This window comes from Pararobbsia alpina (genome assembly GCF_965118125.1).
Classification (GTDB): domain Bacteria; phylum Pseudomonadota; class Gammaproteobacteria; order Burkholderiales; family Burkholderiaceae; genus Pararobbsia; species Pararobbsia alpina_A.
In genome coordinates, this window is record NZ_OZ221288.1 from 947,324 (window position 1) to 971,052 (window position 23,729).

General features: G+C 61.4%; 14 protein-coding genes. 5 read left to right on the forward strand and 9 right to left on the reverse strand.

Annotated features, from left to right (window positions below; genetic code table 11):
- Positions 1–14: 14 nt before the first annotated feature.
- The 3 genes from ACMFWR_RS22500 to ACMFWR_RS22510 form a co-directional block, all read right to left on the reverse strand.
- Positions 15–4,187, reverse strand: coding sequence for a CheR family methyltransferase (locus ACMFWR_RS22500; RefSeq protein WP_413196904.1), 4,173 nt, complete (start codon positions 4,185–4,187; stop codon positions 15–17).
- A gap of 897 nt (positions 4,188–5,084) precedes the next feature.
- Positions 5,085–5,663, reverse strand: a complete 579-nt coding sequence (locus ACMFWR_RS22505; RefSeq protein ID WP_413196905.1) for a recombinase family protein — start codon at positions 5,661–5,663, stop codon at positions 5,085–5,087.
- Positions 5,664–5,675: 12 nt separating this feature from the next.
- On the reverse strand, positions 5,676–9,410 hold the full coding sequence (locus ACMFWR_RS22510; protein WP_413196906.1) for a CheR family methyltransferase: 3,735 nt from the start codon (positions 9,408–9,410) through the stop codon (positions 5,676–5,678).
- 259 nt (positions 9,411–9,669) lie between these two features.
- Here ACMFWR_RS22510 and ACMFWR_RS22515 point away from each other — a divergent pair, with 259 nt between their 5' ends.
- Complete coding sequence (locus ACMFWR_RS22515; RefSeq protein WP_413196907.1) at positions 9,670–10,299, forward strand: response regulator transcription factor; 630 nt, start codon at positions 9,670–9,672, stop codon at positions 10,297–10,299.
- Between the two features lie 120 nt (positions 10,300–10,419).
- Here the strand turns inward: ACMFWR_RS22515 and ACMFWR_RS22520 are convergent, their stop codons facing one another.
- The 3 genes from ACMFWR_RS22520 to ACMFWR_RS22530 all read right to left on the reverse strand — a co-directional run bounded on the left by ACMFWR_RS22520 (position 10,420) and on the right by ACMFWR_RS22530 (position 12,661).
- Entirely contained in the window at positions 10,420–11,736 is a 1,317-nt protein-coding gene (locus ACMFWR_RS22520; RefSeq protein WP_413196908.1) for a cation:proton antiporter, read from the reverse strand.
- A gap of 160 nt (positions 11,737–11,896) precedes the next feature.
- Positions 11,897–12,304 carry a DUF3331 domain-containing protein gene (locus tag ACMFWR_RS22525; protein ID WP_413196909.1) on the reverse strand — a complete coding sequence of 136 codons (408 nt, stop codon included), beginning with the start codon at positions 12,302–12,304 and terminating at the stop codon, positions 11,897–11,899.
- A 99-nt stretch (positions 12,305–12,403) separates the two neighbouring features.
- Positions 12,404–12,661 carry a DUF6723 family protein gene (locus ACMFWR_RS22530; protein WP_413196910.1) on the reverse strand — a complete coding sequence of 86 codons (258 nt, stop codon included), beginning with the start codon at positions 12,659–12,661 and terminating at the stop codon, positions 12,404–12,406.
- Positions 12,662–13,283: 622 nt separating this feature from the next.
- Here ACMFWR_RS22530 and coxB point away from each other — a divergent pair.
- From coxB to ACMFWR_RS22550, 4 genes are read left to right on the forward strand one after another with little or no spacing between them, the layout of a single operon-like run.
- Positions 13,284–14,282, forward strand: a complete 999-nt coding sequence (coxB, locus tag ACMFWR_RS22535; RefSeq protein WP_413196911.1) for a cytochrome c oxidase subunit II — start codon at positions 13,284–13,286, stop codon at positions 14,280–14,282.
- 21 nt (positions 14,283–14,303) lie between these two features.
- A complete protein-coding gene (gene ctaD, locus ACMFWR_RS22540; RefSeq protein ID WP_413196912.1) occupies positions 14,304–16,316 on the forward strand; it encodes a cytochrome c oxidase subunit I in 2,013 nt (670 codons plus the stop codon).
- Positions 16,313–16,930: a heme-copper oxidase subunit III gene (locus tag ACMFWR_RS22545; protein ID WP_413196913.1), complete on the forward strand. Its 618-nt coding sequence runs from the start codon at positions 16,313–16,315 to the stop codon at positions 16,928–16,930. Before ctaD ends, ACMFWR_RS22545 begins: the two co-directional genes overlap by 4 nt.
- A gap of 2 nt (positions 16,931–16,932) precedes the next feature.
- Positions 16,933–18,363: a c-type cytochrome gene (locus tag ACMFWR_RS22550; protein ID WP_413196914.1), complete on the forward strand. Its 1,431-nt coding sequence runs from the start codon at positions 16,933–16,935 to the stop codon at positions 18,361–18,363.
- A 3-nt stretch (positions 18,364–18,366) separates the two neighbouring features.
- Here ACMFWR_RS22550 and ACMFWR_RS22555 read toward each other — a convergent pair whose 3' ends face one another.
- The 3 genes from ACMFWR_RS22555 to ACMFWR_RS22565 form a co-directional block, all read right to left on the reverse strand.
- On the reverse strand, positions 18,367–21,459 hold the full coding sequence (locus ACMFWR_RS22555; RefSeq protein ID WP_413196915.1) for an autotransporter outer membrane beta-barrel domain-containing protein: 3,093 nt from the start codon (positions 21,457–21,459) through the stop codon (positions 18,367–18,369).
- A gap of 268 nt (positions 21,460–21,727) precedes the next feature.
- Positions 21,728–22,888: an AAA family ATPase gene (locus ACMFWR_RS22560; RefSeq protein WP_413196916.1), complete on the reverse strand. Its 1,161-nt coding sequence runs from the start codon at positions 22,886–22,888 to the stop codon at positions 21,728–21,730.
- Positions 22,889–23,051: 163 nt separating this feature from the next.
- Positions 23,052–23,726 (reverse strand): methionine ABC transporter permease, encoded by a 675-nt coding sequence (locus tag ACMFWR_RS22565; protein WP_413196917.1) that lies wholly within the window; start codon positions 23,724–23,726, stop codon positions 23,052–23,054.
- Positions 23,727–23,729: the final 3 nt, after the last annotated feature.

The following is a 23,729-nucleotide window of genomic DNA, read 5'->3' on the forward strand; positions in this document are numbered from 1 at the left end:
GCGCCTGCGCCCGGCTAGCCCGGCGCGCTATCGTCCGCGGTCAGATCGACCAGCACGTGAAGCAGGCGCGACACGTCGACCGGCTTGCCCATCTGCGCGTCGAACCCGGCTTCGAACGCCGCCCGGCGTTCATCGGCCCGATTGGAGTCGGTCACCGCGATTGTCTTGAGGCGTGCAAAGCGCGGATCGCCGCGCATATTTCGCACAAAATCGCGTGTTTCAACGATATGCGGAAAGAATTCGGCGACCATCACGTTGAATGGGCGTTGCTCCGCCGCGCCAAGCAGGTCGAGCGCATCGCTGCGACTGGGTGCGACCACCACCTCAGCGCCCTCGAGTTCCAGCAATCGCGCCAATGCCGAAGCCACTTCGCGGTCACTTTCGACGATCAGCGCACGCATGCCTTCGAGCGGGTGCGCCGACGTTGGGGCGCGAAGTAAAGCCGCATCAGGCTGCGCCATCGCCGGCAGCCATACGCTCATCATCGTCCCGCGGCCGGCACCTTCGGAATGGGCTGCCACTCGCCCACCATGCATCTCGACGAGTTGCCTGACGAGCGCGAGGCCGATGCCAAGACCCGAACTCGAGCGTAACCGCGGTCCCTGGCGGAACATGTCGAACACATGCTCGAGCTCAGCGGGCTCGATCCCCTCGCCCGTGTCGATCACATCCACCCGCACCATCGCGCCCTCATTCGACAAACGCAGTTCGATCCGGCCGCCGTCGTGCGAGTACTTCGTCGCATTTGACACGAGGTTCCACAGGATCTGCTCGCAACGCACGGGATCGCCGTAGGCGATCACCGGTGCATCCGCGCCGACCACGTCGATATCGATCCCCTGCGCCTGCGCATCGGCGCGGTAGACGTCGGCGACGGAACGCAGCATCGCGGCAAGGTCGACTTCACTGCGCTCGATCGATACCTTTCCGGTGCGCACGCGCGAGAGGTCGAGCAGATCGTCGATGATCTGGGCCTGGTTATGAACGGCCCGGCGAATCTGCTGGGCCGCTTCGCGAACCGACTCGACGCCGCGCGTCTCCGGCAAGCGAGGCAACATCTCGGCCTTCATGCCGATCAGATTCAGAGGGTGCCGGAGCTCGTGCGACAGCACGGCGATAAAGTCATCCTTGAGCTGGCTCGACCGCGACGCCTTTTCGCGCTCCGTCTGCTCGTGCGCAAGCGCATCTTCGCGTGCGTCATCCTGCTGCTTGCGATCGGTCATGTCGCGCGCGATCTTGGCATAGCCCGTAAACGACGCGTCCGAAATCGGTGTCACGACGCCGCTGCAATAGACGCGCCGATGATCCTTGTTAACGTGCCACCGCTCATCATCCGCGCGCCCGTCTCGAGCCGCGGTCTGCCGCTCGCGTTCGGGAAGGTTGTCCTGGCGATCGTCCTGCGTATAGATCAGCGAAATGTTTTTGCCGACCACTTCATTCTCGGTGTACCCGAAAATGCGTTCGGCTCCGGCGTTCCAAGTCACGATGCACCCCGACGGATCCTGCACGATGATCGCGTAGTCTGCCGTCGATTGCGCCACGAGCCTCAGGCGCTGCTCGCCGATGCGCGCCTGCTCTTCGGCTTCGTGCCGCGCGGTGATGTCGATCAACGTCAGCACCGCACCGTCGATCCGGTCGTCGGCGGTACGGTACGGCAGCAGCCGCATCAGATACCACTTGCCGTCCTGGCTCTGCACCTCGCGCTCGATGAGCTTGAGCGACTGGAACGCCTCCTGCACATCTTCCGCAAGCGTCGGATGCAGCAGCGAGTGCGTGATATCGAACAGCGAGCGGCCAAGATCGGTCTCGATCAGCTTGAAGATGCTTGTCGCGCTCGGCGTGAATCGTTTGACCTGAATTTTCTTGTCGACGAATACCGTGGCGATCTCGGTCGACACAATGATGTTCTGCAAGTCGTCGTTGGCCTTCGCCGTATCCTCGACGCGGGCCTGAAGCTCGGCGTTGACCGTCGTGAGTTCCTCGTTGACGGACTGCAGCTCTTCCTTGCTGCTCTCGAGTTCTTCGGTGGCCGAACGCAATTCCTCGTTGATCGCCTGAAGTTCCTCGTTCGATGCCTTGAGTTCCTCGACCGAGGTTTCGTACTGTTCGATGGTCGTCGCCAGCTGCTCGCGGCTTTGTTGCAATTCATGCTCGAGCTGGATCAGCACAGGGTCATCGCCCTTGGCCTCCGCTTCGCTTTCCTCGGTCATGCGTTCCTGCACTTCGTCGAACAGCACGAGGAAGAAATCCGCGTTGACGCCCGGATCATGAAACGGTCGCACGATCATGTTGACCCACGTCGTGCGACCCTCCTGATCCATCTTGACGCGCCGGGCCTCGACACTCACGCCCGTCTGCAGCGCGCGAAACAGCGTCGTACGCAAATCGAGCCGCAACTCGGGCACGACGACTTCCATGATGTTCGTCGACGGCTCGCCGCCGGCATGGCGCAAAAAGCGTCCGGCCGTATCGGACAGATGAACGATCCGGGAGTCCCGGTCAACAATCACGCTCGGCGGCGCATATTCTTCGAGCACGCGTTGATGCAAGGCCGAGAACGAGAAGTTGCGGCGCTCGCTGATCGGCGGCAGCGCGACCGGCGCACCGACCAGCGGCACTTCCTCCAACAACGGCGCCGCGGAGGCAGACAGCGACGGAAACCCGACCGACGGCTTGCTCCTGTTGATCACGGTCTTGGCCCGATAGATACGGTTCTTCTTGTCGACGATGGAAAACAGGTCATCGGCCGCATCCGCCGATTCGGCCGTGCCCAGAAACAAGTGGCCGTCGGGTCGCAACGCGAAGTGAAACAGCTCGAGGATCTGACGCTGCACCGCACGATCGAGATAGATCATGACGTTGCGGCACGAAATCAGGTCGAGATGCGAAAACGGCGGGTCACGCAGCAGGCTGTGCGTCGCGAACAGGATGCGCTCGCGTATCGTCTTGGCGATCAGAAAGCGCGAGCCGTCTTGCGTGAAGAAACGCCTGAGCAAATCGTGCGGCACATCGGTCGAAATCGAAGCCGGGTATGCCCCCGTTCGCGCACGTGCGATCGCGACATCGTCGATATCGGTGGCGAAAATCTGTATCGCAGCGGCCGACGCAGCAGATTCGCGCGCCTGCGCAAGCAGCATCGAAAGCGAGTAGGCCTCTTCACCGGTCGAACAGCCGGCGACCCACACCCGGACTTGCGACTCGCCTGTGTTGGAACGGAACAGGCCCGGAATCACCGAGCGTTGCAGCTCATCGAACGCATCACGATCGCGGAAGAACTGTGTCACGCCGATTAACATATCGGCAAGCAACAAGGTCGTCTCGTCAGGCGTCACACGCAGGAAATTGCGGTATCCGTCGAGATCGCGAACGCCGTTCACCTGCATGCGCCGCTCGATGCGGCGCAGCACCGTCGCACGCTTGTAGTGCCGGAAATCGTGCCCCGTGCGCACGCGCAGATGCATCAGGATGTCCTGCAGCGTGCGCTCCGCGTTGCCTCGCGGCGGTTCGTGGGGTTCTTCCGACGGCTCCGTCGCCACCGAAACGGGCAACGAAATGCGTTGGGCGTTGCTCCACAGGTCCAGCAGCTTCTGCGGCATCTCGGTGACCGGCAACACGATATCGACCTGCCCCGTCGTGATGGCGTGCTGCGGCATCTCGGGGTATTCGGCGTCGGAGGGCTCCTGGGCCATCGCAATGCCCCCGCGTCCCTTGATCTCGCTGAGTCCCGCTGCGCCGTCCGACCCCGTTCCCGACAGCACGATGCCGATGGCGTGCTCGCCGTGTGCGTTTGCGAGTGTTCTGAAGAACTGGTCGATCGTGACCGTGACACCGATCGACGTTTCGCGATCGCCAACGTGAAGATGACCGTTCGAAATCCAGAGCTGCTTACCGGGTGCGATCACATAGACATGATTCTCGAGGATCGCGGTGGCCTCGGTGACCTGCTGCACGACCATCCCCGTCGAGCGCTGAAGGATTTCGTCCGCGTGGCTGCTGTATTCGGCCGACAGATGAAGGATGACGACAAAAGCCATCCCCATGTTTTGCGGCGTGTGCTCGAAGAACTGGATCAGCGCCTGGACGCCCCCGGCCGATGCGCCAATACCGACGATGGGAAACGACGAGTGGCTTGGCAAAGCCGTCGCCGGATTGTTCGCGCCTGATTCCGCCGATCCGTTGGAAGTCATGGGTGAGCTGGTCTCTGTTTATCGTGACGGGCTGTCGCGGTGTGGATCGAATAGCGCCGCGCCCGGTCGCCTGGCCCGGCGGCGCAGACTTGCATCGCGCTTTCGCTGACGGGCTCGATTCTATCGCTAGTGGCGTAAAAACTTCCGGAATGAATGCATGTCGCGCACACGTGTCTGAGCGTGACAGTTCAGAGCCGGGCGATGCCAGGGACCATCGGTGGGAAATCCGGAGTAAATGCGGCAGGGAATGTGCAGGAAAGGCGACAGGAGAAGCAGGAGGAGAAGCGGCAGGAGGAGACGCAGCGGGAAAAGCGGCGGCCGGAATAGCGCGAGGAATGACCGATCGGGGCTCGTTGCTTGTATGCGTCAGCGCGTCAGTGCGCCCGCGCGCGAACGGTCGAGCCCCGAATGACGGTTCATGCGCTAACCTCCGAAGTACAGATTGCAGAAACTCGTTGGCCCCACGCAGCTATTCGGATTGTGCATACGGTCGTCTGCGTCGCTGTGGTGCCACCAGGCGTGATGCTCCGGCGCGGACGCCTGCGTGGATTGCGGCGCCGTCGCCATCGACGGATCGGACTGCGCCTGAGACTGAGTGGAACTGTTCTGCTGTGCCCAGGCGCTCGACGAAACAAGCGCAGCGCACGCAAGCCAGAACGAACACATAACTGCACGACGGACACCCTTCATATCGACCTCCCTGCTGCACGTTCTGCGATCACGAGCGACCACCAACGACCACGATCGACCACGAGCGACCCTAAACGATTACGAGCCAACAAACCTTGGTTCATTGTAGGAAGCGCACACGCAAGGGAGAAAGCCTACGAAGGTATAGCGCAGTTGACCTCTGGCATGATCAAGCGAACTGTCAGGTGGTTTCAAGCAGATGGACAGCTACTCGGCTGCGTCGCGGATACGCAGGATTGTCTGCCGCGAGGTCGAAAATTGCCTCGCCACTTCGCTCACGGAGACACCGCGCTCGAGAGTGCGCAGCACCGTCTTTTGTTCGCGCTCCGACAGCGCCGGCGGCCGCCCCGGACGGCGCCCGTTGTCGCGCGCAGCGGCGATGCTCGTCTTGCTGCGCTCGCGCCGGGAGGCGGTTTCGAGGCGCACCAACGCACGCAGCGCCCTCACGAGCGGCGGCGGTGTGCGCTTTGCAAGATCCGTCGCGCCGATTTCGATGCAATGCAGGGCAATATCATTGCGACGGCAGGTATCGATCGTCAGCAACATGTCCCGCGGGTTTGCGCCGAGATCGGCGAGCTCGAACACCACGACGGTGTCGAGCGCGCCAGCCCTTCGCAGCATCGCGCAGAGCTGCGGGCGCTCCGCGGACCCGACAAACGGTGCGACCGTATCGATGACGACGCGATTGAGGTCGACTGCAAACCCGGCGCGATCGATCGCCACGAGATCATCCTCGTAGATCACGCCGTCGAGTGGCCGGTTCGAATAAACAAAAGTCCGTGCCATCGTGCCCCGCCGTTACCTGGCGGCCGTTTTCGGCGGCTCACGCCGCAGGCGTGCACTCGAAATGGCGGCAAGCAGATCGTCGATCGCGATGGGCTTCGTCAAATGCGCGTCGAATCCCGCTCGCGACGCGCCGTCCTCATCGGGATCGTGGGCGTAGCCGCTCAGCGCGATGCAGATCACGTCGCTCAGATCGGAGCGTTTCCTTGCTTCCCCGATAAACTCAAAACCATTCATGCCCGGCATGCCGATGTCCGAGAGAATGATGTCGGGGGTGCGGCGTGCAATGGCCTCGAGCCCCTCTCGTCCACTGGTTGCCGTCTCGACGAACGCCCCTTCGGTTTCGAGCAACAGGCGGAAGGTATCGACCGTCACTGCATCGTCGTCGACCATCAGCACACGCAGGCCTTGAAGCGATTCAGGCGGTAAGCTCCAGCTCGCATCCGGGCGTTGCGCGGGAACGTGGCGCAGCGGCAGTCTGACGATAAACGTCGCTCCGCGTCCCGGGCCGTCGGATTGGGCGCTGACTGCGCCGCCGTGCAACGCGACGAGTTCTTTCACCAGCGCAAGCCCGATGCCGAGACCGCCCCGACGGGACGACGCCGCGCGGCTCTGTTCGAACATATCGAACACATTGGGCAAGAAGCTCTCTTCGATCCCCACCCCGGTATCCGCGACGCGCAGTTCGGCGTGAGTGTCGTCGTCCAGTGACAGCATCACCTCGATTCGACCACCGTCGCCGGTGAATTTCAGCGCGTTGCTGACCAGGTTCCAGACGACCTGCTCAATACGCGTGATGTCGGCGTGAATGATGACGGGCGCTTCGGGAACCGACAGCATCAGCTTCAACGAACGACTCTGCGCTTCCTCGCGAACCGCGCCCACCACATGCTCGAGCACGTCGCGCACGTCGATCGCCGTGCGGACCATCGACAGCTTGCCGGTGCGCACGCGCGAAATATCGAGCAGGTCGTCAATGATCTGTGCCTGGCCCTGCACGGTTCGACGAATCGTGTCTGTCGCACGGGAAATCGACAGACTCTGCCGGGAATCCGGCAATCGCGCGATCAGCTCGGCGCTCGCCGATATCAGGTTCAACGGATGCTTGAGTTCATGCGAGACCACGGCAAGGAATTCATCGCGGCGACGTGTCGAGTCGTGCGCCTCTGTCGATTCCACACGCGCCTCGTCGCGCAGACGTTCTTCCGCGCGACGGCGTCCGGTGATGTCGATAAACGACAGCACGGCGCCATCGATACGGTCTTCCGTCGTGCGGTACGGTACGAAGCGCGCGAGATACCAGCGCCCGTCATTGCTTTCGAGTTCGCGCTCGATCAGGCGGAGTGTCTCGAATGCGTCCGCCGCATCATCGGCAAGCCTGTCATATTGAAGCCGGTGCGTGATGTCCAGCAATGAACGCCCGATATCCGATCCGATAATGCTGAACACATCGGTCGCGCGCGGCGTGAACCGCTTGATGCGCATATTGCGATCGACGAAGATCGTGCCGATATCGTTCGCCGCAATCAGATTGCGCAGGTCGTCGTTGATCTTGCCGGTTTCCTCGACCTTCGACTTGAGCTCCGCATTGACGGTCGTCAGCTCTTCGTTGATCGACTGCAGCTCTTCCTTGCTGGTCTCGAGCTCCTCGGTGGCTGATCGAAGCTCCTCGTTGATCGCCTGCAGCTCCTCATTCGACGCTTTAAGTTCCTCGGTCGATGTTTCCGACTGCTCGATCGTGGTCTGAAGCTGCCCCTTGGTACGTTGAAGCTCACGCTCGAGCTCGTCGATGATAGGGTCGCGCTTCGAATCGGCCGCCACCTTGTCGTCGCTCGCCATGCTGTCTTCGACTTCGTCGAACAGCACGAGCACGAAGTCTGCATTGGACTCGGGGTCATGAACGGGCCGCGCCGTCATATTGACGAAATACGAACGCCCTTCCCGCTGAATACTCACTCGCCGCGCTTCGACACTGCGGTTGGTGTGCAGCGCCTGGTAGATCGCCGTACGAAGGTCGAGGCGCAGCTCGGGCCGCACGGCGCTGACGACATTGTGCGAAGGTTCGCCGCCCGCGTACTGGAGAAATCGGCCTGCCCGGTCGGAAAGGTGGACGATTTCAGAGTCGCGGTTCACGAGCACGCTTGGCGGCGCGTGCTGCTCGACGAGCCGTTGGTGCAGATCGCCAAACGAGAAACGCCTGCGGCCCGGTGCCTGATGGGTCGCAACGGCGGGACGCATCGTGACGCTGCCCGTCACGGACGTCGGCAACGGTGTGTCGCCGCGAAAGGTACCATTCGCGCGATAAATACGATGCCGTTTGTCGACCACCGTAAAGAGCGAGTTCACGCCATCGGCCGACTCTGACCCGCCAAGGAACAACACGCCGTTGGGCCGCAGTGCGAAGTGGAACATCCTGAGCACTTCGAGCTGCGCTTCGCGATCGAGGTAAATCAGCAAATTGCGGCAGCAGATCAGATCAAGCCGGGAAAACGGCGGATCGCTCAGCACATTGTGGTGAGCGAACAGCATGTGTTCGCGCAGCTCTTTACGGATGCGATAGTGACTCGCGTCTTTCGTGAAGAACTGCCTGATCCGACTCGTCGAGACGTCCGCAAGAATGGCATCCGGATAGAGACCGAGACGCGCGGCCGCGACCGCACGCTCGTCGATATCGGTGGCGAATATCTGGAACGCTGCCTCGTCGCGCTGCTGGATCGCGTGCTCTTGAAGAAGGATCGCAAGCGAATAAGCCTCTTCACCCGTTGCACATCCCACCGACCACACGCGGATACGGTCCTGTTCGTTGCGGTTTTCAAACAAGCCCGGCAGCACATCGGATTCAAGCAGATCGAAGGCTTCTTTGTCGCGAAAGAAATTCGTCACGCTGATCAGCATGTCCTGCAACAGGCCGTGCGTCTCCTCGATGTGCGTGTGCAGATAGTCGCGATACGCCTGCAAATCGGAAATGCCGTTGACCTGCATGCGCCGCTCGATACGCCGCAGCACGGTAGCACGCTTGTAGTGCCGAAAATCGTGGGCAGTGCGTGTGCGCAGGATCACGAGAATCTCGCGAAGCGCCCGCTCATCGCTCCCGGACGCCTCGCCGACGGCATCCTCATCGTTCGCGCTGGCCGGCAAGTGAATCTGCCGGGCGGTGGTCGAGAGATCGATCAGGCGCTGCGGCATTTCCGCGGCGGTCAGCACGAAGTCCACCATATTCGTGGCGATCGCACTGCGCGGCATGCTGTCGTATTCCGCCTCCGAGGGATCCTGGGCGAACGTGATGCCGCCCATTTCCTTGACCCGCGCGATGCCTGCAGCCCCGTCGGAGCCCGCGCCCGACAATACGATGCCGATCGACCGTTCACGGTGCGCTTCGCCGAGCGTGCGGAAAAACAAGTCAATCGCCGATCGCCGCCCTTCCTCGTGATGGCTGGGCTCGATGCGCAGATAATCGTCGACCATGGTCAGCGCAAGCGACGGCGCGATCAGATAGACATGGTCAGGTTCAATACTGCAGGGGTCGACGACCTGGATGACCGGCATTTCGGTCGACTTCTGGATCAGCGACGCCAGCGAACTTTCATGGTCGGGAGACAGGTGCATGACCACGACAAACGTCATGGACGTCCTGGCCGGCAGCGCCCCGAAGAACTCGAGCAAGGGCTGGATGCCGCCAGCCGATGCGCCGACGCCGACGATCAGATGGTGCATCTGACTCGGCAACACACTCGCGTTTTTAGCGGCCATGGCGAGACCTCAAAGTACGGATCGAGCAGCCAAGCGGAGTCGAATCGGTCAAGTGCAAGACGTAGACAAAAAGGGGACGGGATATTATGAATCAAACTGATTCGGCCGGGGAGCCGGAGATGCGTGGCCGGCACGGAGATGATGCGCCGGTCATTCACCCTGGATTCCGATCCACCCGGCGTGCGCGCTGCTGGGGATCTCACTGGCAAAAATGACGGTCCCGTGCCGTGCCGTGCCGTGCCGTGCCGTGCCGTGCCGTGTGAAAAAAGTACTCGCATTCCGTCCGCCCCAAGCCGTGGGTTACGCCATCCCCAGCAAAACGAAGTCCTCCGGCATCGCGACATACCGATCGGCCTGGCACGTTGCCCCGGCGCTGCGACGGGCACGCCCATTGCAGCCTTGGTTGCAGTCACCCGCGACTCACGACATCATGCGTTTCCACCTTCCTCTCTCAAGTTCCGGACGATGTCTGCAATGGCATGAACCAGCAAGCGTCGCGCACGTGCCTGTACGCGTGCTCGTCGTAGACGATCATCACGACACCGCCGAAGTCCTCGCCACGGTATTCGGCCTGGAGCACTACGACACGACCATTGCGAACAACGGGCGATCCGCACTCAAAAGCGCGGATGCCTTCCAACCCGATGTGATCCTTCTTGACATCACGCTCCCCGATATTTCAGGGGTTGAAGTCGCGCGCACGCTCAGGTCGCAAGGCTACAAAGGCGCGATTATCGCGGTGACCGCGCTGGGTTACGACAAGGACGTCATTCAATACGAACAGGCCGGCTTTGACGGCTTTTGCCAGAAACCGGTGGATATCGAAGAACTGATCCAGCTTGTCCACGACTTGAGCCACCGCAGGCCGTCGGATTCAGGACCCCACTGAACGTACCCTGATATTCGAGGCAAAACGGGCACCGCACCCGGCCAATCGATCAATCTGAAAGCGAGCGCGCTGAAACCGCGGTACCTCGGGAAAGGTACCCGTAGCGGTAACGAATTCCGGTTACCGCGCGGAGGCACCACCCCGATCGAAGTAACGATCGAGCACGAAGCCGGCTGTCGCGCCGTGCAAGAACACCGAGAGCACGATGGTCGCGAGCACCGCGGGCAGTATCGGACTGAGTTGCGGCCCGGCCTGTTCAATCCCGAACATCGCGTAGTAAAACGCGCCAACGCCGCGGATGCCCATCCATCCGATCACGCGCCGGGGGCCACGATGCGCGCGCGATCCCGCCATGGCAATCGCAGTCGCAAGCGGCCGCGCGACAAAGAACAGGCACAACGCCGGAAGCCACGCCGTGAAATCCAGAAGCTCGCGCCAGTGTGCCGACACCACGCATCCGATCAACACCATCAGAAAGAACTCGGCGAGCCGCTCGATCTCCACCGTAAATTCAAGCATGGCTTCGGCCATATAGGCGTGCGCGCGTTCGGGATCGCTCGCGACGTCATGACGTGCGCCACGCGGCACGTCCTCCAGCACTTCCTCGGGCCGCACCGTGCCCGTCGCACGCATCTCCTCCCGGCGCAGTGCAACGCCTGCAGCAAATACCGCAATGAAAGCGTAGGTGTGGATCAGAAGCGCCGCGCCGTACGCGGCGAGCGTGAGCCCCAGCGCAAGAAAGCCGTCGAAGCCGATAGCCTCGCGGAACCGGGTGCGAAGCGAAAATACGATCTTGGCAAATAACCAGGACAGCAGCCATCCCAGCAGCAAAGCGCCCGCGATGCCCCACAATGCGCTCAATGCAAACCCGATCCGCGAGTGCGTCCCGAATGGATGTGCGCCACACAGGGCGAGCCCGAGTATGGCCATCGGGTAGGCGGCGCCGTCATTGAGCCCCCCTTCGCCTGACAGCGCAAACCGCACGGGTTCATCGTCACCGGCGGTTTGAACGCGAAGCTCGTTGGCGAGCACCGGATCGGTGGGTGCAAGCGCGGCCGCCAGGAAAATGGCGCTTCCGACACTCAGCCCGAGTCCGTACACCCCAATCACAGCCAGTAAGCCGATCGATACGGCCATCGCGACGACGCCGAGACGAATGGGCCATCGCCACAAGGGGTTCGTCAACGGCAAACGCAAGTGCATGCCGATCGCGAAGAGCGACACGACGAGACCCGTCTCGGCGAGCATCCGAAGCAAACGAGGATCCGAGAGTGTGGCGGAACCGACAAGCCCCAACACAGCAGGTCCGGCAACAAACCCCACGACGATGTAAATCATTGCGCCGGTCAGAGGCAACCGCCGGATCGGGCCGCCGGCAAGCGCCATAAACGTCAATAGCGCGCCGATCAGGATGAACCAGATTGCTTCAATCGTCATCGCTTCGATAGGACATCCTCGGGTAAATACCGCGTCGCTTGCCTGCAGGGCGCGTCGTCAATGACTGTGTGTTGGCGCACCGGAACGTCGTGTCGTGCGCCGGGAATAAGCTCAGGGTGTTGTCTGCCGCATGAGCCTGACGGCCACGGCAGCAACCGAATCAAACGGCTTCGTGGTGAACTCGTCCTGGCCGGCGTTGAATCCATTCCCCGTCGTTCGACAATACGTCGGCGAGGATCATGGACTGGCAGTTGACCGAACGCGGCACGCTATGGCCCGGCCTGTAAATATCGTCACCCGAGTGAATGGCTTGCCCGGACAGCGCACACACGCCGCTTCTGCGCGCGACACCGCGACGCCAGAGTTGAGCCTCATATCGACAGCCGACGGGGTCCACCCATGACACGGTGACCGTATATTCGCGTTCCCGGTCCAGCACCTTCACCGTGCACGATGCAGAAGGTACGTACTGCGACTTCGCCAATCGACGCGACTGCGTTCCCCCTCCGTGTAGTCCGAAGAGAATACGGGACCACCGGCCACTGTCGCTGCGTTCAATCGACATCATGTTCTTTCTCCCCTGGGTTCGAACGATGAAGACGCGTGCAAGTCGACAGCATCGAGCAAGGCCTATGCCTCATGACCGCTCATCCGCGCATGGACGTCGTCAGGTCTCAGGCGTTGCCAGATCCATATCAACGATCGCCTGACCATACTGCTCGGCCGCTGTGCGCGCTTCGTATCCGGATGAAAACGGACCGATTTGCGGGGCGCCTTCGTAGGGGAATAGCTGACGCCCGTCCGTTCGGCGCTTGACTTTCAACACGCCAAAATACTGGCCTGAACTTGCATAGGAATAACCGGACACAACGACGAAGTCATCTCGTGTCAATACGATCGGGTCGCTGACGGATTGCGACGCCATTGAAGCCATTCTCCATCGAGGCATTGTGAAGCTCCTTACGCAAGCACGGCCTGCAGACCAGGCAATCGCCGCTCGCAAAACAGACCTGAAAAGGATGAGGCAACGCGCGGCTGCAACGAGAGCGAGACGACTTCGGAGTTGTTGATTGAATACAACCTTCAGCTTCTAATTTACGGGAATGAAAGAGCGTCATCCAGACTGGCTTCGACCTGAGTTGTCGTACGAAACTATTCGAATTCGGACACGCCATCAAAATGTCGGCTAGCGGACAGGAAGTCAGCCTGCACCGCTGTATTTCCTGCTGATCACGCCACCCGGACACGAAGAAATCGGAAAATTTGAAGCGATGCAGCTCGCCTCCGTTGTTCAATCCTCAGCTTGACCGACGACGCTCTGCAAAGCGCCTTCGCCGCAAATGGAACCCCGGCACGTCTCCGACTTCGTGCGGCGCAGTACCCGGGGATCGAATATTGCTACCCGATGTGCGCAACGCGCAGTCAGGTGCCGGTTGCATCCGTGACGTGTCGATCGACGACTGCGTGTCGTGATCCGGCAAGCTCAAACCACGTATTCCGTGTTCGACGCTGGCCGGTCTCATTGACCCCAAGCCCGCAATGCGCCCTTGATCACGGACACCGCTCCTCTCGAATATGTGCTGCGCGCATCCGGCCCGGCGGCAATGCCGACGCTGCGACTTGCCTGGGCCTTGCTCGCCCTGACCAGCGTCGTTGCAATCGTCGTCACGGGCTTGCTCGTCGCGGCGATCGTGCGACGTCGCCACGCCGAGCCGGAGAAACCACTGTGCGCCGATGCCGGAGGCATGCGTTGGGTCTGGATCGGCACGGGGTTGTCGACGGTCGGCCTGTTTGGCGCACTGATCTACATGCTTGTGACGCTCGAATCCGTCGCAATGCCGAGCCGGCCGGCCCGACTTTCCGTCGACGTCACCGCGTATGACTGGTGGTGGAAGATCGACTATCCGGGTTCGTCCGGCGCGATCACCACCGCCAACGAACTGCATATCCCCGTCGGCGAACCGGTTCGCATCGTGCTGCATAGCGCCGATGTCATCCATGCGTTCTGGGTCCCGCAGCTTGCCGGCAAGACGCAGGCAATCCCGGGTATCACGAACGAGCAATGGATCGAGGCCGACCATCCCGGCATCTATCGCGGGCAATGCACGCAGTTTTGCGGCGAGCAGCACGCGCATATGGGGTTCGAAGTCGTCGCTGAGCCGCGCGACGCTTTCGACGCATGGCTACGCGCGCAGCAGGCGCCAGCGCTCACCTCGCAGAAAACGGCGGCCGCGGCCGATGGTGCCGACACCAGCGGCAACGCGGGTCTTGGCGATTGGCATGGCGGTCAAAAGTTTTTCGGTGCGCGCTGTGCGGCGTGCCACACGATTCGAGGTACCGATGCCTCAGGCGTAGAGGGGCCGGACCTGACGCACCTCGATTCCCGAAGAACGATTGCGGCCGGCACGCTGATCAACAATGAGGCCAACCAGCGTGAATGGATCACGCACGCGCAGCAGATCAAGCCCGATTCATTGATGCCGTCCATTGCGCTCGATCCGGACGAGGCCAACGCATTGATGGCGTATCTGAGCACACTGAAGTGATTCCCTACCTCATGCCCTGCCATGTCAGATCAAGTCGAACCTCATAGCGCGCTTGATCGCGTGCACGATGACGCGCCGCTCGCGCGCGTGCTCCGGCTCGGTAGCGTCGAGCCCGGCAGCGAAGCCGAGCGCAAGCTGCATGAGATGTGGGAATCCGAGCCGGGCCTGAAAGGCTGGATCTCGAGCGTCGACCACAAATCGATCGGCCTGCGTTATCTGGTGACCGCCTTTGTGTTTCTGATCGCCGGCGGCATTGAGGCGCTGATCATCCGCTTGCAGCTCGCACGCCCGAATGAAACGTTACTGACGCCCGAACAGTACAACCAGCTGTTCACGATGCACGGCATCACGATGATTTTTCTGTATGCGTTGCCCGTGCTTTCCGGCTTTTCGAACTATCTCTGGCCGCTGGTGCTCGGCGCGCGCGACATGGCGTTTCCGCGCCTCAACGCCTTTTCCTACTGGATATTCCTGTTCGCCGGACTCTTCCTCTACGCAAGCTTTCCGCTTGGCGAGGCACCCAACGCAGGGTGGTTCAACTACACGCCCTTGTCCGGGCTGCAGTACAACACCGGACCCAATATCGACGTATACGCGCTTGGTATGGTGCTGCTAGGCATCTCGACAACCGTAGGGTCGATGAACTTTGTCGTGACATTCTTGCGCATGCGAGCGCCTGGCATGTCGATCGGTCGAGTACCCGTGCTGGTATGGGGCACGCTGACAGCGTCCGGCGGCAACCTGCTTGCCGTACCGTCGGTGAGTCTTGCGTTTCTGATGCTCTGGCTCGATCGGCGCATGGGCACCCACTTTTTCGATGTGCTCAACGGCGGCCGCTCGCTGCTCTGGCAGCATCTCTTCTGGATCTTTGCTCATCCTTGGGTCTATGCGGTCGTACTGCCGGCCATGGGGATCGTCTCCGACGCATTGCCGGTGTTTTGCCGGCGTCCGCTCGTCGGCTACATGCCTGTCGCCCTGTCGACGGTCGCCACGATGGTCGTCGGTTTTGTCGTCTGGATCCACCACATGTTCGCGACAGGCATGTCCGCACTCGCACTGTCGTTCTTCGGCTCAACCAGCATGATCATCGCGATTCCGAGCGCGGTTGCCACTTTCGCGTGGATCGCCACGATCTGGACCGGACGTCCGGTGTTTCGCGTGCCGTTTCTTTACTTCGCGGGCTTTGTCTTCCTGTTCGTCATCGGTGGCCTGTCAGGCGTGTTGACCGCCGCCGTACCGCTCGACTGGCAGTTGACCGACACCTACTTCATCGTGGCTCACCTGCATTACGTGCTGCTTGGGATCAATGTGTTTCCCGTGCTCGGGGGCATCTATTTCTGGTTCCCGAAGTTCACGGGCCGCATGACCAGCGAGAAGCTCGGCCGTATCGCGTTCTGGGTGTTGTTTGTCGGGTTCAACGTCGCGTTCTTTCCGATGCATATCGCCGGATTGCTCGGCATGCCCAGGCGCATCTATACCTATGCGCCTGATATGGGCTGGAACACGGTCAATATGATCACCTCCATCGGCGCGTTCGTTTTTGCGTTTGGCGTGCTGCTGTTTCTTGTTGACGTGGCATACAGCCTTCGACGCGGTGCGGCTGCCGGCGACAATCCCTGGGACGCCCCGACGCTCGAGTGGTCGATCCCGTCGCCGCCACCGCCCTATAACTTTGCGGTCGCACCTCGGGTCGGCAGCCGCCATCCGCTCTGGGAAACACGGCTCGATGGGCGTGCCCGCTCCGATCTGAAACACGGGTACCTGCTCGACAACGGGCGAGAGGCGCTGGGCACGACCGTCGCCGATGCCGAGCCTGATGTCCTGCTCAAGATGCCGGGAGACTCTTCGACACCGTTCTGGCTCGGCCTGTCGACATCGCTGATCTTCTGTGGACTGGCCCTACAGTCGTGGTGGTTCACCGGTCTGATGATCGTCGCGTCGGGTGCATTCATTGCGGCGTGGCTATGGCCGCTTCGAGAGCTGGGCCAACGCGAGCCGTCACCTCCTTTGCCAACCCACGAGGTCCAGCCATGAGCAGCGTGTCGATCCATGACTTGCCCGACAGCGAGACCCTGCCTGTTGGTAGTCCGGGTGAACGTTCGGGCGGCTGGTGGGGATGCCTGACGTTGATCGCAACGGAAGGCGCGTTGTTCGGCTATCTGATCGTCTCCTATCTCTATCTTGCCGTGCAAACGCCCTCCCCTTGGCCCCCCGAAGGCTTGCCCAAGCTCGGCCTTGGCGCAATCAATACCGTCGTCCTGCTGTCGAGCAGCGTGGTGGTCTGGTATAGCGAACGATGTGTGCGACGTTCGGATACCCGCCGTGGCATCGCCGCCCTCGCGATCGCCATCATCATGGGTACAGTCTTTGTCGCCATTCAGATGCGTGAATGGGCCAACCATCCGTACGGCATCCGGACACATTTATACGGCTCGCTCTATTTCACGATCACCGGGTTTCATATGGTCCACGTGATCATCGGACTGGTCGTGCTTGCGTTCCTGTTGCTGTGGACCGCGCTCGGCTACTTCGATGCAAAGCGCAGTGCGGCGCTGCGCATCGGCGGACTCTATTGGCACTTTGTCGACGTCGTCTGGCTGTTTATCTTTTCGACGTTGTATCTGTCGCCATACGCTCTGCGGAGATAGCGATGCCGCAGCACAGACTTGATAAGCCAGCCGCGCGTGCCGTACCCGATCCGGCTCCGCGCGAGATCGCAAGCCGGACGCCGTCCACGCGCATCGCCGGCGTGCTTGTCACGCTGAGCGTCGTCTTCTCTGCGTTCGCGTTGCTCATGGTGTCTCCGCACGGGTTGCAAGCCCAATCGGCGATGAACAATGCCGTCGGCGATCAGGCATCGCTGGTGTCACGAGGTGCATACCTCGCAAAGATGGCCGACTGCGCCGGCTGCCATACTGCGGCACCTGCGACTGACGCGACAGGTAACCTCACGAAGCCGGCTGCATTTGCCGGCGGCCTGGCGATGAACTCGCCTTTCGGCACGATCTACTCGAGCAACATCACGCCGGACCCGCACTACGGCATTGGTGCCTACACCTACGAACAGTTTGCTCGCGCATTGCGTAGTGGCGTCACACCAGATGGCAGCCATCTCTATCCGGCGATGCCCTATCCGTCGTTTTCCAAGATCAACGATGACGACATGCGTGCGCTCTACGCGTACTTCATGCATGGCGTTACGCCCGTCAGCAAGCCCGCGCCCGAAACACGGCTACCGTTCCCGTTCAATCAGCGTTGGGGACTCGGGGTCTGGGCATGGATGTTTTCGCCGGGCGCTCCCTATGAAGCCGACTCGAGGCGCGACGCACAGTGGAATCGAGGGGCCTATCTTGTGCAATCTCTCGGACATTGCGGTGCGTGCCATACACCGCGGGGTCCCGCCTATGAAGAACTTGGCTACACGCAGTCGTCGCCGCTCTATCTGTCGGGCGGGACTAACGATCATTGGTTCGCACCCGATTTGCGGTCGACTTCGCTCTCGGGGCTCGGTCGCATACCCGTTGCAGATATCGTTGCGTTCCTCAAGAGTGGCCACGGCGGCGGCCTTGTGACGTTTGGAAGCATGGTGCAAGTCGTCGAAGACAGCACGCAGTATGTCGACCAGCGAGACCTCGAAGCGATCGCTGTGTATTTGAAGTCGTTGCCGGCTGGAGAATCGAAAGGCAATTTCGCGCCCGACTCGCGCGGCGCGCATCAAACCGTCGAAGCGCTTCGAACGGGGCTGGTTCAGCGGCCTGGCGCAGGCCTTTATATGAGCGCCTGTGCGCGCTGCCACCAGGCCGACGGCCGGGGCGTCGAAGGAAAGTATCCCGCACTCGCCGGCAATCCTGTCGTCCTCGGATCCGACACGCAATCGCTGATCCGCCTGCTGATCGAAGGCGGCCGCAGCCCCGACACGGAAAACGGACCCGCGCCGAAGAAAATGCCGGCCTTCGCCGACCAGTTCACAGAAAAAGAAATGGCCCGCGTCCTGACCTTCGTCCGCACGACATGGGGTAATTCGGCCGACCCGGTGACGGAGCTGGATGTGCATCGGTTACGGTCGGCGATTCATCGCTGAGTATCACCAGCTCCACCGCAGCCCCGCGTTGCCCTGAACCGTCTCGCGATGTGGGCCGTTGACGTTCGTGGTGTAGCCGAACGTGGCATATACACTGCCGTGCAGGGTCACACGAGCGGCGATGCCGAGTTCGCATTCGGCGGCGGTGGATGCAACACTCGTTGTGAGTACCGTGTTGTTGGCGTACGTGACGCTATCGGTGCCGCCGAAAGTCCGCCATAGATTCATTCGCAGATAGGGCAGCCAAACCGCGCCCATCGTCTCCAGGCTTCCTGAAAACCGTATTCCGATGCGTCCGATCACACCGCTGTCCGCATGAAATGCAACGGTCGAGATACCGTCGTCCAGGCCGTTGATCGACTCGTGTTGCCAGATCACTTGTGCCTGCGGCTCGACAACGATTCCGTTCAGGATCGGTAGCGTGATCCCTACGGGAAGCCCACCTTCGATTGAAACCGCCTGCGCATGTCCGTGCGTACCTGCACCCACGCCTTCATGGGACATCGGGTCGATGGTCATCGTACTGCCCATCAGTACGGTATCGGTGTACCAACCGCCCGGCCCGATATGCGTCCAATACGCGCCGAGGCTGTAGCTGTCGATTGAGAGGTTTCCGGCGGCGTAACCCGGAAAACCCAGCGCGAATCCACTGGCATCTCCGTACGCACGTGCAACGCCCAGGAATGCGCCGACGTGATCCCGGTGCCCATTCGCGCTTGTATCAGCGAACACATCGTGTCCGACCTGAACACCGCCGATCGTGCCGCTGAAATCCGGACTCGCAGCCCCTCCCGTTGCAAACGATGTGTGCTCACCCCAGGCTCTGACCCACGCAGCGGGCAATACGCCCTGCTCATCGAGCAAAGTCTGATCTCCGTGCCGATCGTGAAACGTGTCGAGCGTGTCGACCATCATGGCTCGGGCGAGCCCGGGCACCCCGGCATATACCGGGACTTCCATTCGATACAGAGGAATCGGCGCCGAGCCTGCCGGAGGGGCGGGGGGCAACGGCGGCGTACCCGCCGCGGCGACGGGCGCAGCGAGCGGCATTGAATTGCCGGATTCCGACGCAGGCTCCGGTATCTGCATCGGAGCCACACTTGAGCGCAGGTACCAGTTGTCCGTTGTATTCGCGCTCACTCCGCCCTTGAAGAGATCGTAGACGTAAGCCCCGGCGGCAAGCCGGCCCGGTAGCGAAAATGCACCGCCCGTCGTCGAAGCTCCGTTGATCGCTTGCACCACGAGAATCCCGTCATGCTGAGTCAGCGCGCCACGTCCGTCGAGATTCGTCACGCCAAGTGTTGTCGAGCCGGATCCGGTCCCCTGCGACACAACCAGCTTGTCGCTTGCAGCGCCGTCTGCCCCGAGAACGGTCTGCAGAAGCAGTCTGCCGTTCTGCCCGACGTAGTTGCCGTTGATCACCAGCGCGTCCGTCGTGCTCGTTCCACCGTTCGTGAGATCGATCGTGCCGGCGTTGTTGACCGTGACGCGCTGGCCGGCGACGGCCGGCGAGATCGACGGATCGCCGAAGCCACCTGAGAAAAGCGTGCTCGTCGCATCGATATTTAATGTTCCTGTACCAACGCCTGCGTTGCCAAGCGTCAGACCTCGAGCATCCAGCGTGAGTGCGCTCGCGTTCGACACATTAATCATCGTCCAGTTTGAAAACCGGCTCGCACCACTGACCTCGGTACCGTCGAGTGTCAGTGTTCCCGTTCCTGTTGCACTTGCGAGACCCGTCAATCCGGACAGATTGGCATCCGTCAACCCCGTCAGCGTTGCAACGTTATTGGCCCCGGCCAGCGTCACGTTCCCGACGATCGTGCCACCGCTTGTCCACATCAACACATCGGACGGCCCGGATATCGTGGAGATCCCCGAACCGATCACCCCGCCCGTCAGGGTGATCGTGTTGGACCCGCCACCGAGATTGACGACACCCGACGTCGATCCCGCCGACATCGTGAATTCGTCGTTTCCTGCATCGGTCTGAACTGCAGCGACCGGTCCGCTGAGCACACCGCTGTTGTTGATCGTTACCTTGCCATTGCCCTGCGCCTGGATGGCGATGTAGCCCGACGAGACAATCGAGCCGCTATTCGCGATCGTTGCCGGGCCGCCGACAAAGATACCAACGCCGAATGCAGTGACAGCGCCTGCGTTTCGGATCGATCCTCCGCCGTTCGCGATCACGCCGTCGGATTGGGGGACCTCGATACGCGCACCCCCGCCATTCACGAACGTTACCGGGCCATTGAAGAACGCACCCGCGCTTTGCTGGCCCGTCACGCTCAGCACGCCATAGTTTGCCGCGATCACAGGGTCAATGTTGAGTGCAACCATGCCTGCGCCGCCTGTGCCGGGCACATCGATCGTGCCGTTGTTGACCAGCGTTGCAGTTCCTGTGCCGTAGGGCACATTGCCCGTGATATCGCCAGTCGAATACAACCCGGCACCGGCGAATCCGTTCGACTCGATCAGGCCATTGTTGATCACCATGTCGTTCGGCGACGCAGCGACCATTCCGTACGATCCTGTGCCGAGCGTCAAGATGTGGCCGTCGTTAACGAGCAGACTACCCCCCGGCCCCTGAAAATCGTTCATGGCGTTCGAGTTCGTGCCGCTCGTCTGCATCACGCCCGACGCCTGATTGATCATGGTCACGGCGGCCGCACTGTTGAACATCGCCTCGGATTGCGTACCGGTCGTCGTGATCGTCCCTGCGTTGATCAGCACGTTATGACCTGCGCCCGTGCCCTGAGACGAAATCGCATCAAAGAAGTCGGCCGTTTGCCGCAACGTGCCCTGATTGGTCACCGTACTTTGATCGAGCACGAAGACCACGTTGCTGTTGCCGACGTCCAGTTCGGCTCCCGGCAGGATGTTGACGGTAACGTGCGTGCTGCCTGGCGTCGCAGCGATGCCGGTCGTGTCTGGATTCGGGGCGCTTGAGTCGCAGGTCACGGTCTGGCCGGTCGACGGCGTGACGTTATCGCAAGCCGCGAACGTGCTTAGACACCGGACGAGCAGCAGCAGCCCGACGCTCGGGCGGACCATCGGCCGTGCCAGCGACGACGCAAGGTGGACGCAATACATGCGTTTCGTCCTCCGACGGCACGCCGTGCTTCGACCGTCGGACAGGCAGACCGCTCAGTCGCATCCGCGGTACCGCACGCGTACATGCACAATATCGAGCACATGCGGGCATCAGAGAGGACTGCGCAGACAAGCGTATTGAGCCCGGTGCCCGATCGTAGAACAAGGACGCAGTTACCGGAACGATCCGAGCCCCGCTAATCCGATGCGTCCCATTCAGTCGAACGCTAAGCATCGATGGAAGGGATTGGGGCTTACCGCGACGGCCTCACTCCGGCCAATGCCAGGCCGGTTTGTCGAGGGGATGTTGTCCGGAAACGGACGTCCCCTCCTCGTCCTTCTCGAGCACGATCGTGTTGGCGTCGTCGGCATCGTCCAGCGCGGCAGCAAGCCGTGTCGAATGCGTCACCACCCAGAGTTGTGACGTGCGAGAGGCTTGTTTGATCAAGCGTCCCAGTGCCGGTAACAGATCGGGATGCAGACTCGACTCCGGTTCATTGAGCACCATGAGTGTCGGAGGACGCGGCGTCAGCAATGCGGCGACCAGCAGCAAATATCGCAACGTGCCATCCGACAACTCGGCAGCGTTCAGTGGCCGGAGCAGGCCGCGTTGCTGCATCTTGAGCGTAAAGAGTCCGCCCATCTCGTACTCGACGTCGATACGCGAGCCGGGAAAGGCATCGTCGATGGCTTCGTGCAAAGCTTCGTGATCGCCGATTTCGAGAATGGTCTGCACAGCGGCCGCAAGGTCGCGTCCGTCGTGATGTAGCACGGTCGTCCGTGTGCCCAGTTGAGGCTGGCGCGCAGGCGCATCGACATCGGTGCGGAAATGATCGTAGAACCGCCAGTTGCGCAACGTTTCGCGGACACCGAACACCTCGGGGCGTTGACTGTCCCTGCCGATCTGGTCGAACAGGCTCTCGTACGCAGGCAAGCCTTGCGTCAACACCGACCACTCGCGTCCTGCCTTCGCACGCACCAAGGCATTCTGCCGCTCGACGAGTGCGCCCGCTTGACGCAGGAACGGGCCGGCCCAGATGCTTTCCGTCTTGAAGACCGGGTCGAGGTTAAACGCAGTGTTTTCTCCGGGAATCGGCAAGCCGAGTGTCACGGCATAGCCGAAGTGTTCACCGCTGAAACCCAGCTTGAGTCTCACGGGGCCATGATTGTTTCGCTGCAGGGGACGTTCGCCACGACGCATCCCCGCCGTCACCACGCTCGGTCCGGCCCAGAACACAGAATTCAACCCGCCTTCGCGTGCGAGAGGTCCGATAAGCCCGCCGTTGGCTGTCTCAGCCAGCAGTCGCATCGCCCGATAGAGATTGGATTTCCCCGTACCGTTCGCTCCCGTCACGACATTGAGTCGCGACAACGGCACAACAACGTCTTTGATCGAACGGTAGTTATGGATCGCAAGAGTCTGAATCATGGCACTCGGCACCAAAGCAATGCACCGACGATACCTGATTTGGGGTTCGGGCGGTCGCCGACGCCAATCGGTGCACGCTGTTTCATCGACTCAATCGACGCGCCCGCCCACACGACGATTCGGCTTCCAGCGCGTGACACGTTCCGCCCACGCGCGACATCGCTTAACCCGGCTGCCGCCTCGTACGGCGCGTCAACGTACCGACGACGTGGTCGCCGAGTACTTGCAGCGCATACACCAGGATCAACAGCAGGACGACCGTCACGACCATCACATCGGTCTCGAAGCGTTGATACCCATAGCGCACGGCAAGGTCGCCTAGCCCTCCGCCACCGATCACACCTGACATCGCGGTGTAGGACACCAGCGCAATCGCGGTCACGGTCGTCGCACCGACAAGACCGGGCAACGCCTCGGGCAGAATGATCCGCCACACGATTTGCGCGGTGGTCGCACCCAGCGTTTGTCCTGCTTCGATCTGCTCGCGATCGATTTCACGCAGCACGTTCTCGACAAGACGCGCGAAGAACGGCGCCGCACCGACAACAAGCGGCGGAATCGCGCCCGCGACCCCGATCGACGTGCCCGTCAACACCAGCGTTAGCGGAATCATCACGATCAGCAAAATGATGAAGGGCAATGACCGCAACACGTTGATGACGAGCGACAGCACGCCATACACCCTGCGCGAAGCATAGAGTCCGCCCGGCAGCGTCATATACAGCGCAAGCCCGAGCGGAAGCCCGAGCAGCAGAGTAAAAAAAAGCGACCCTCCAAGCATCTGAAGGGTCTCAATCCCCGCATGGCCGATTTCCAGCCAATCCACATTCGAAAACACGCA

Excerpts from the sequence above, each read along its gene's own strand:
- ACMFWR_RS22530 (WP_413196910.1), bottom strand. The coding sequence starts at position 12,661 with ATGGCGTCGCAATCCGTCAGCGACCCGATCGTATTGACACGAGATGAC.
- ACMFWR_RS22555 (WP_413196915.1), bottom strand. The coding sequence starts at position 21,459 with ATGTATTGCGTCCACCTTGCGTCGTCGCTGGCACGGCCGATGGTCCGC.
- ACMFWR_RS22550 (WP_413196914.1), top strand. The coding sequence starts at position 16,933 with ATGCCGCAGCACAGACTTGATAAGCCAGCCGCGCGTGCCGTACCCGAT.
- ACMFWR_RS22525 (WP_413196909.1), bottom strand. The coding sequence starts at position 12,304 with ATGATGTCGATTGAACGCAGCGACAGTGGCCGGTGGTCCCGTATTCTC.
- ACMFWR_RS22545 (WP_413196913.1), top strand. The coding sequence starts at position 16,313 with ATGAGCAGCGTGTCGATCCATGACTTGCCCGACAGCGAGACCCTGCCT.
- ACMFWR_RS22505 (WP_413196905.1), bottom strand. The coding sequence starts at position 5,663 with ATGGCACGGACTTTTGTTTATTCGAACCGGCCACTCGACGGCGTGATC.
- ACMFWR_RS22500 (WP_413196904.1), bottom strand. The coding sequence starts at position 4,187 with ATGACTTCCAACGGATCGGCGGAATCAGGCGCGAACAATCCGGCGACG.
- ACMFWR_RS22510 (WP_413196906.1), bottom strand. The coding sequence starts at position 9,410 with ATGGCCGCTAAAAACGCGAGTGTGTTGCCGAGTCAGATGCACCATCTG.
- ACMFWR_RS22520 (WP_413196908.1), bottom strand. The coding sequence starts at position 11,736 with ATGACGATTGAAGCAATCTGGTTCATCCTGATCGGCGCGCTATTGACG.
- ACMFWR_RS22560 (WP_413196916.1), bottom strand. The coding sequence starts at position 22,888 with ATGATTCAGACTCTTGCGATCCATAACTACCGTTCGATCAAAGACGTT.
- ctaD (WP_413196912.1), top strand. The coding sequence starts at position 14,304 with ATGTCAGATCAAGTCGAACCTCATAGCGCGCTTGATCGCGTGCACGAT.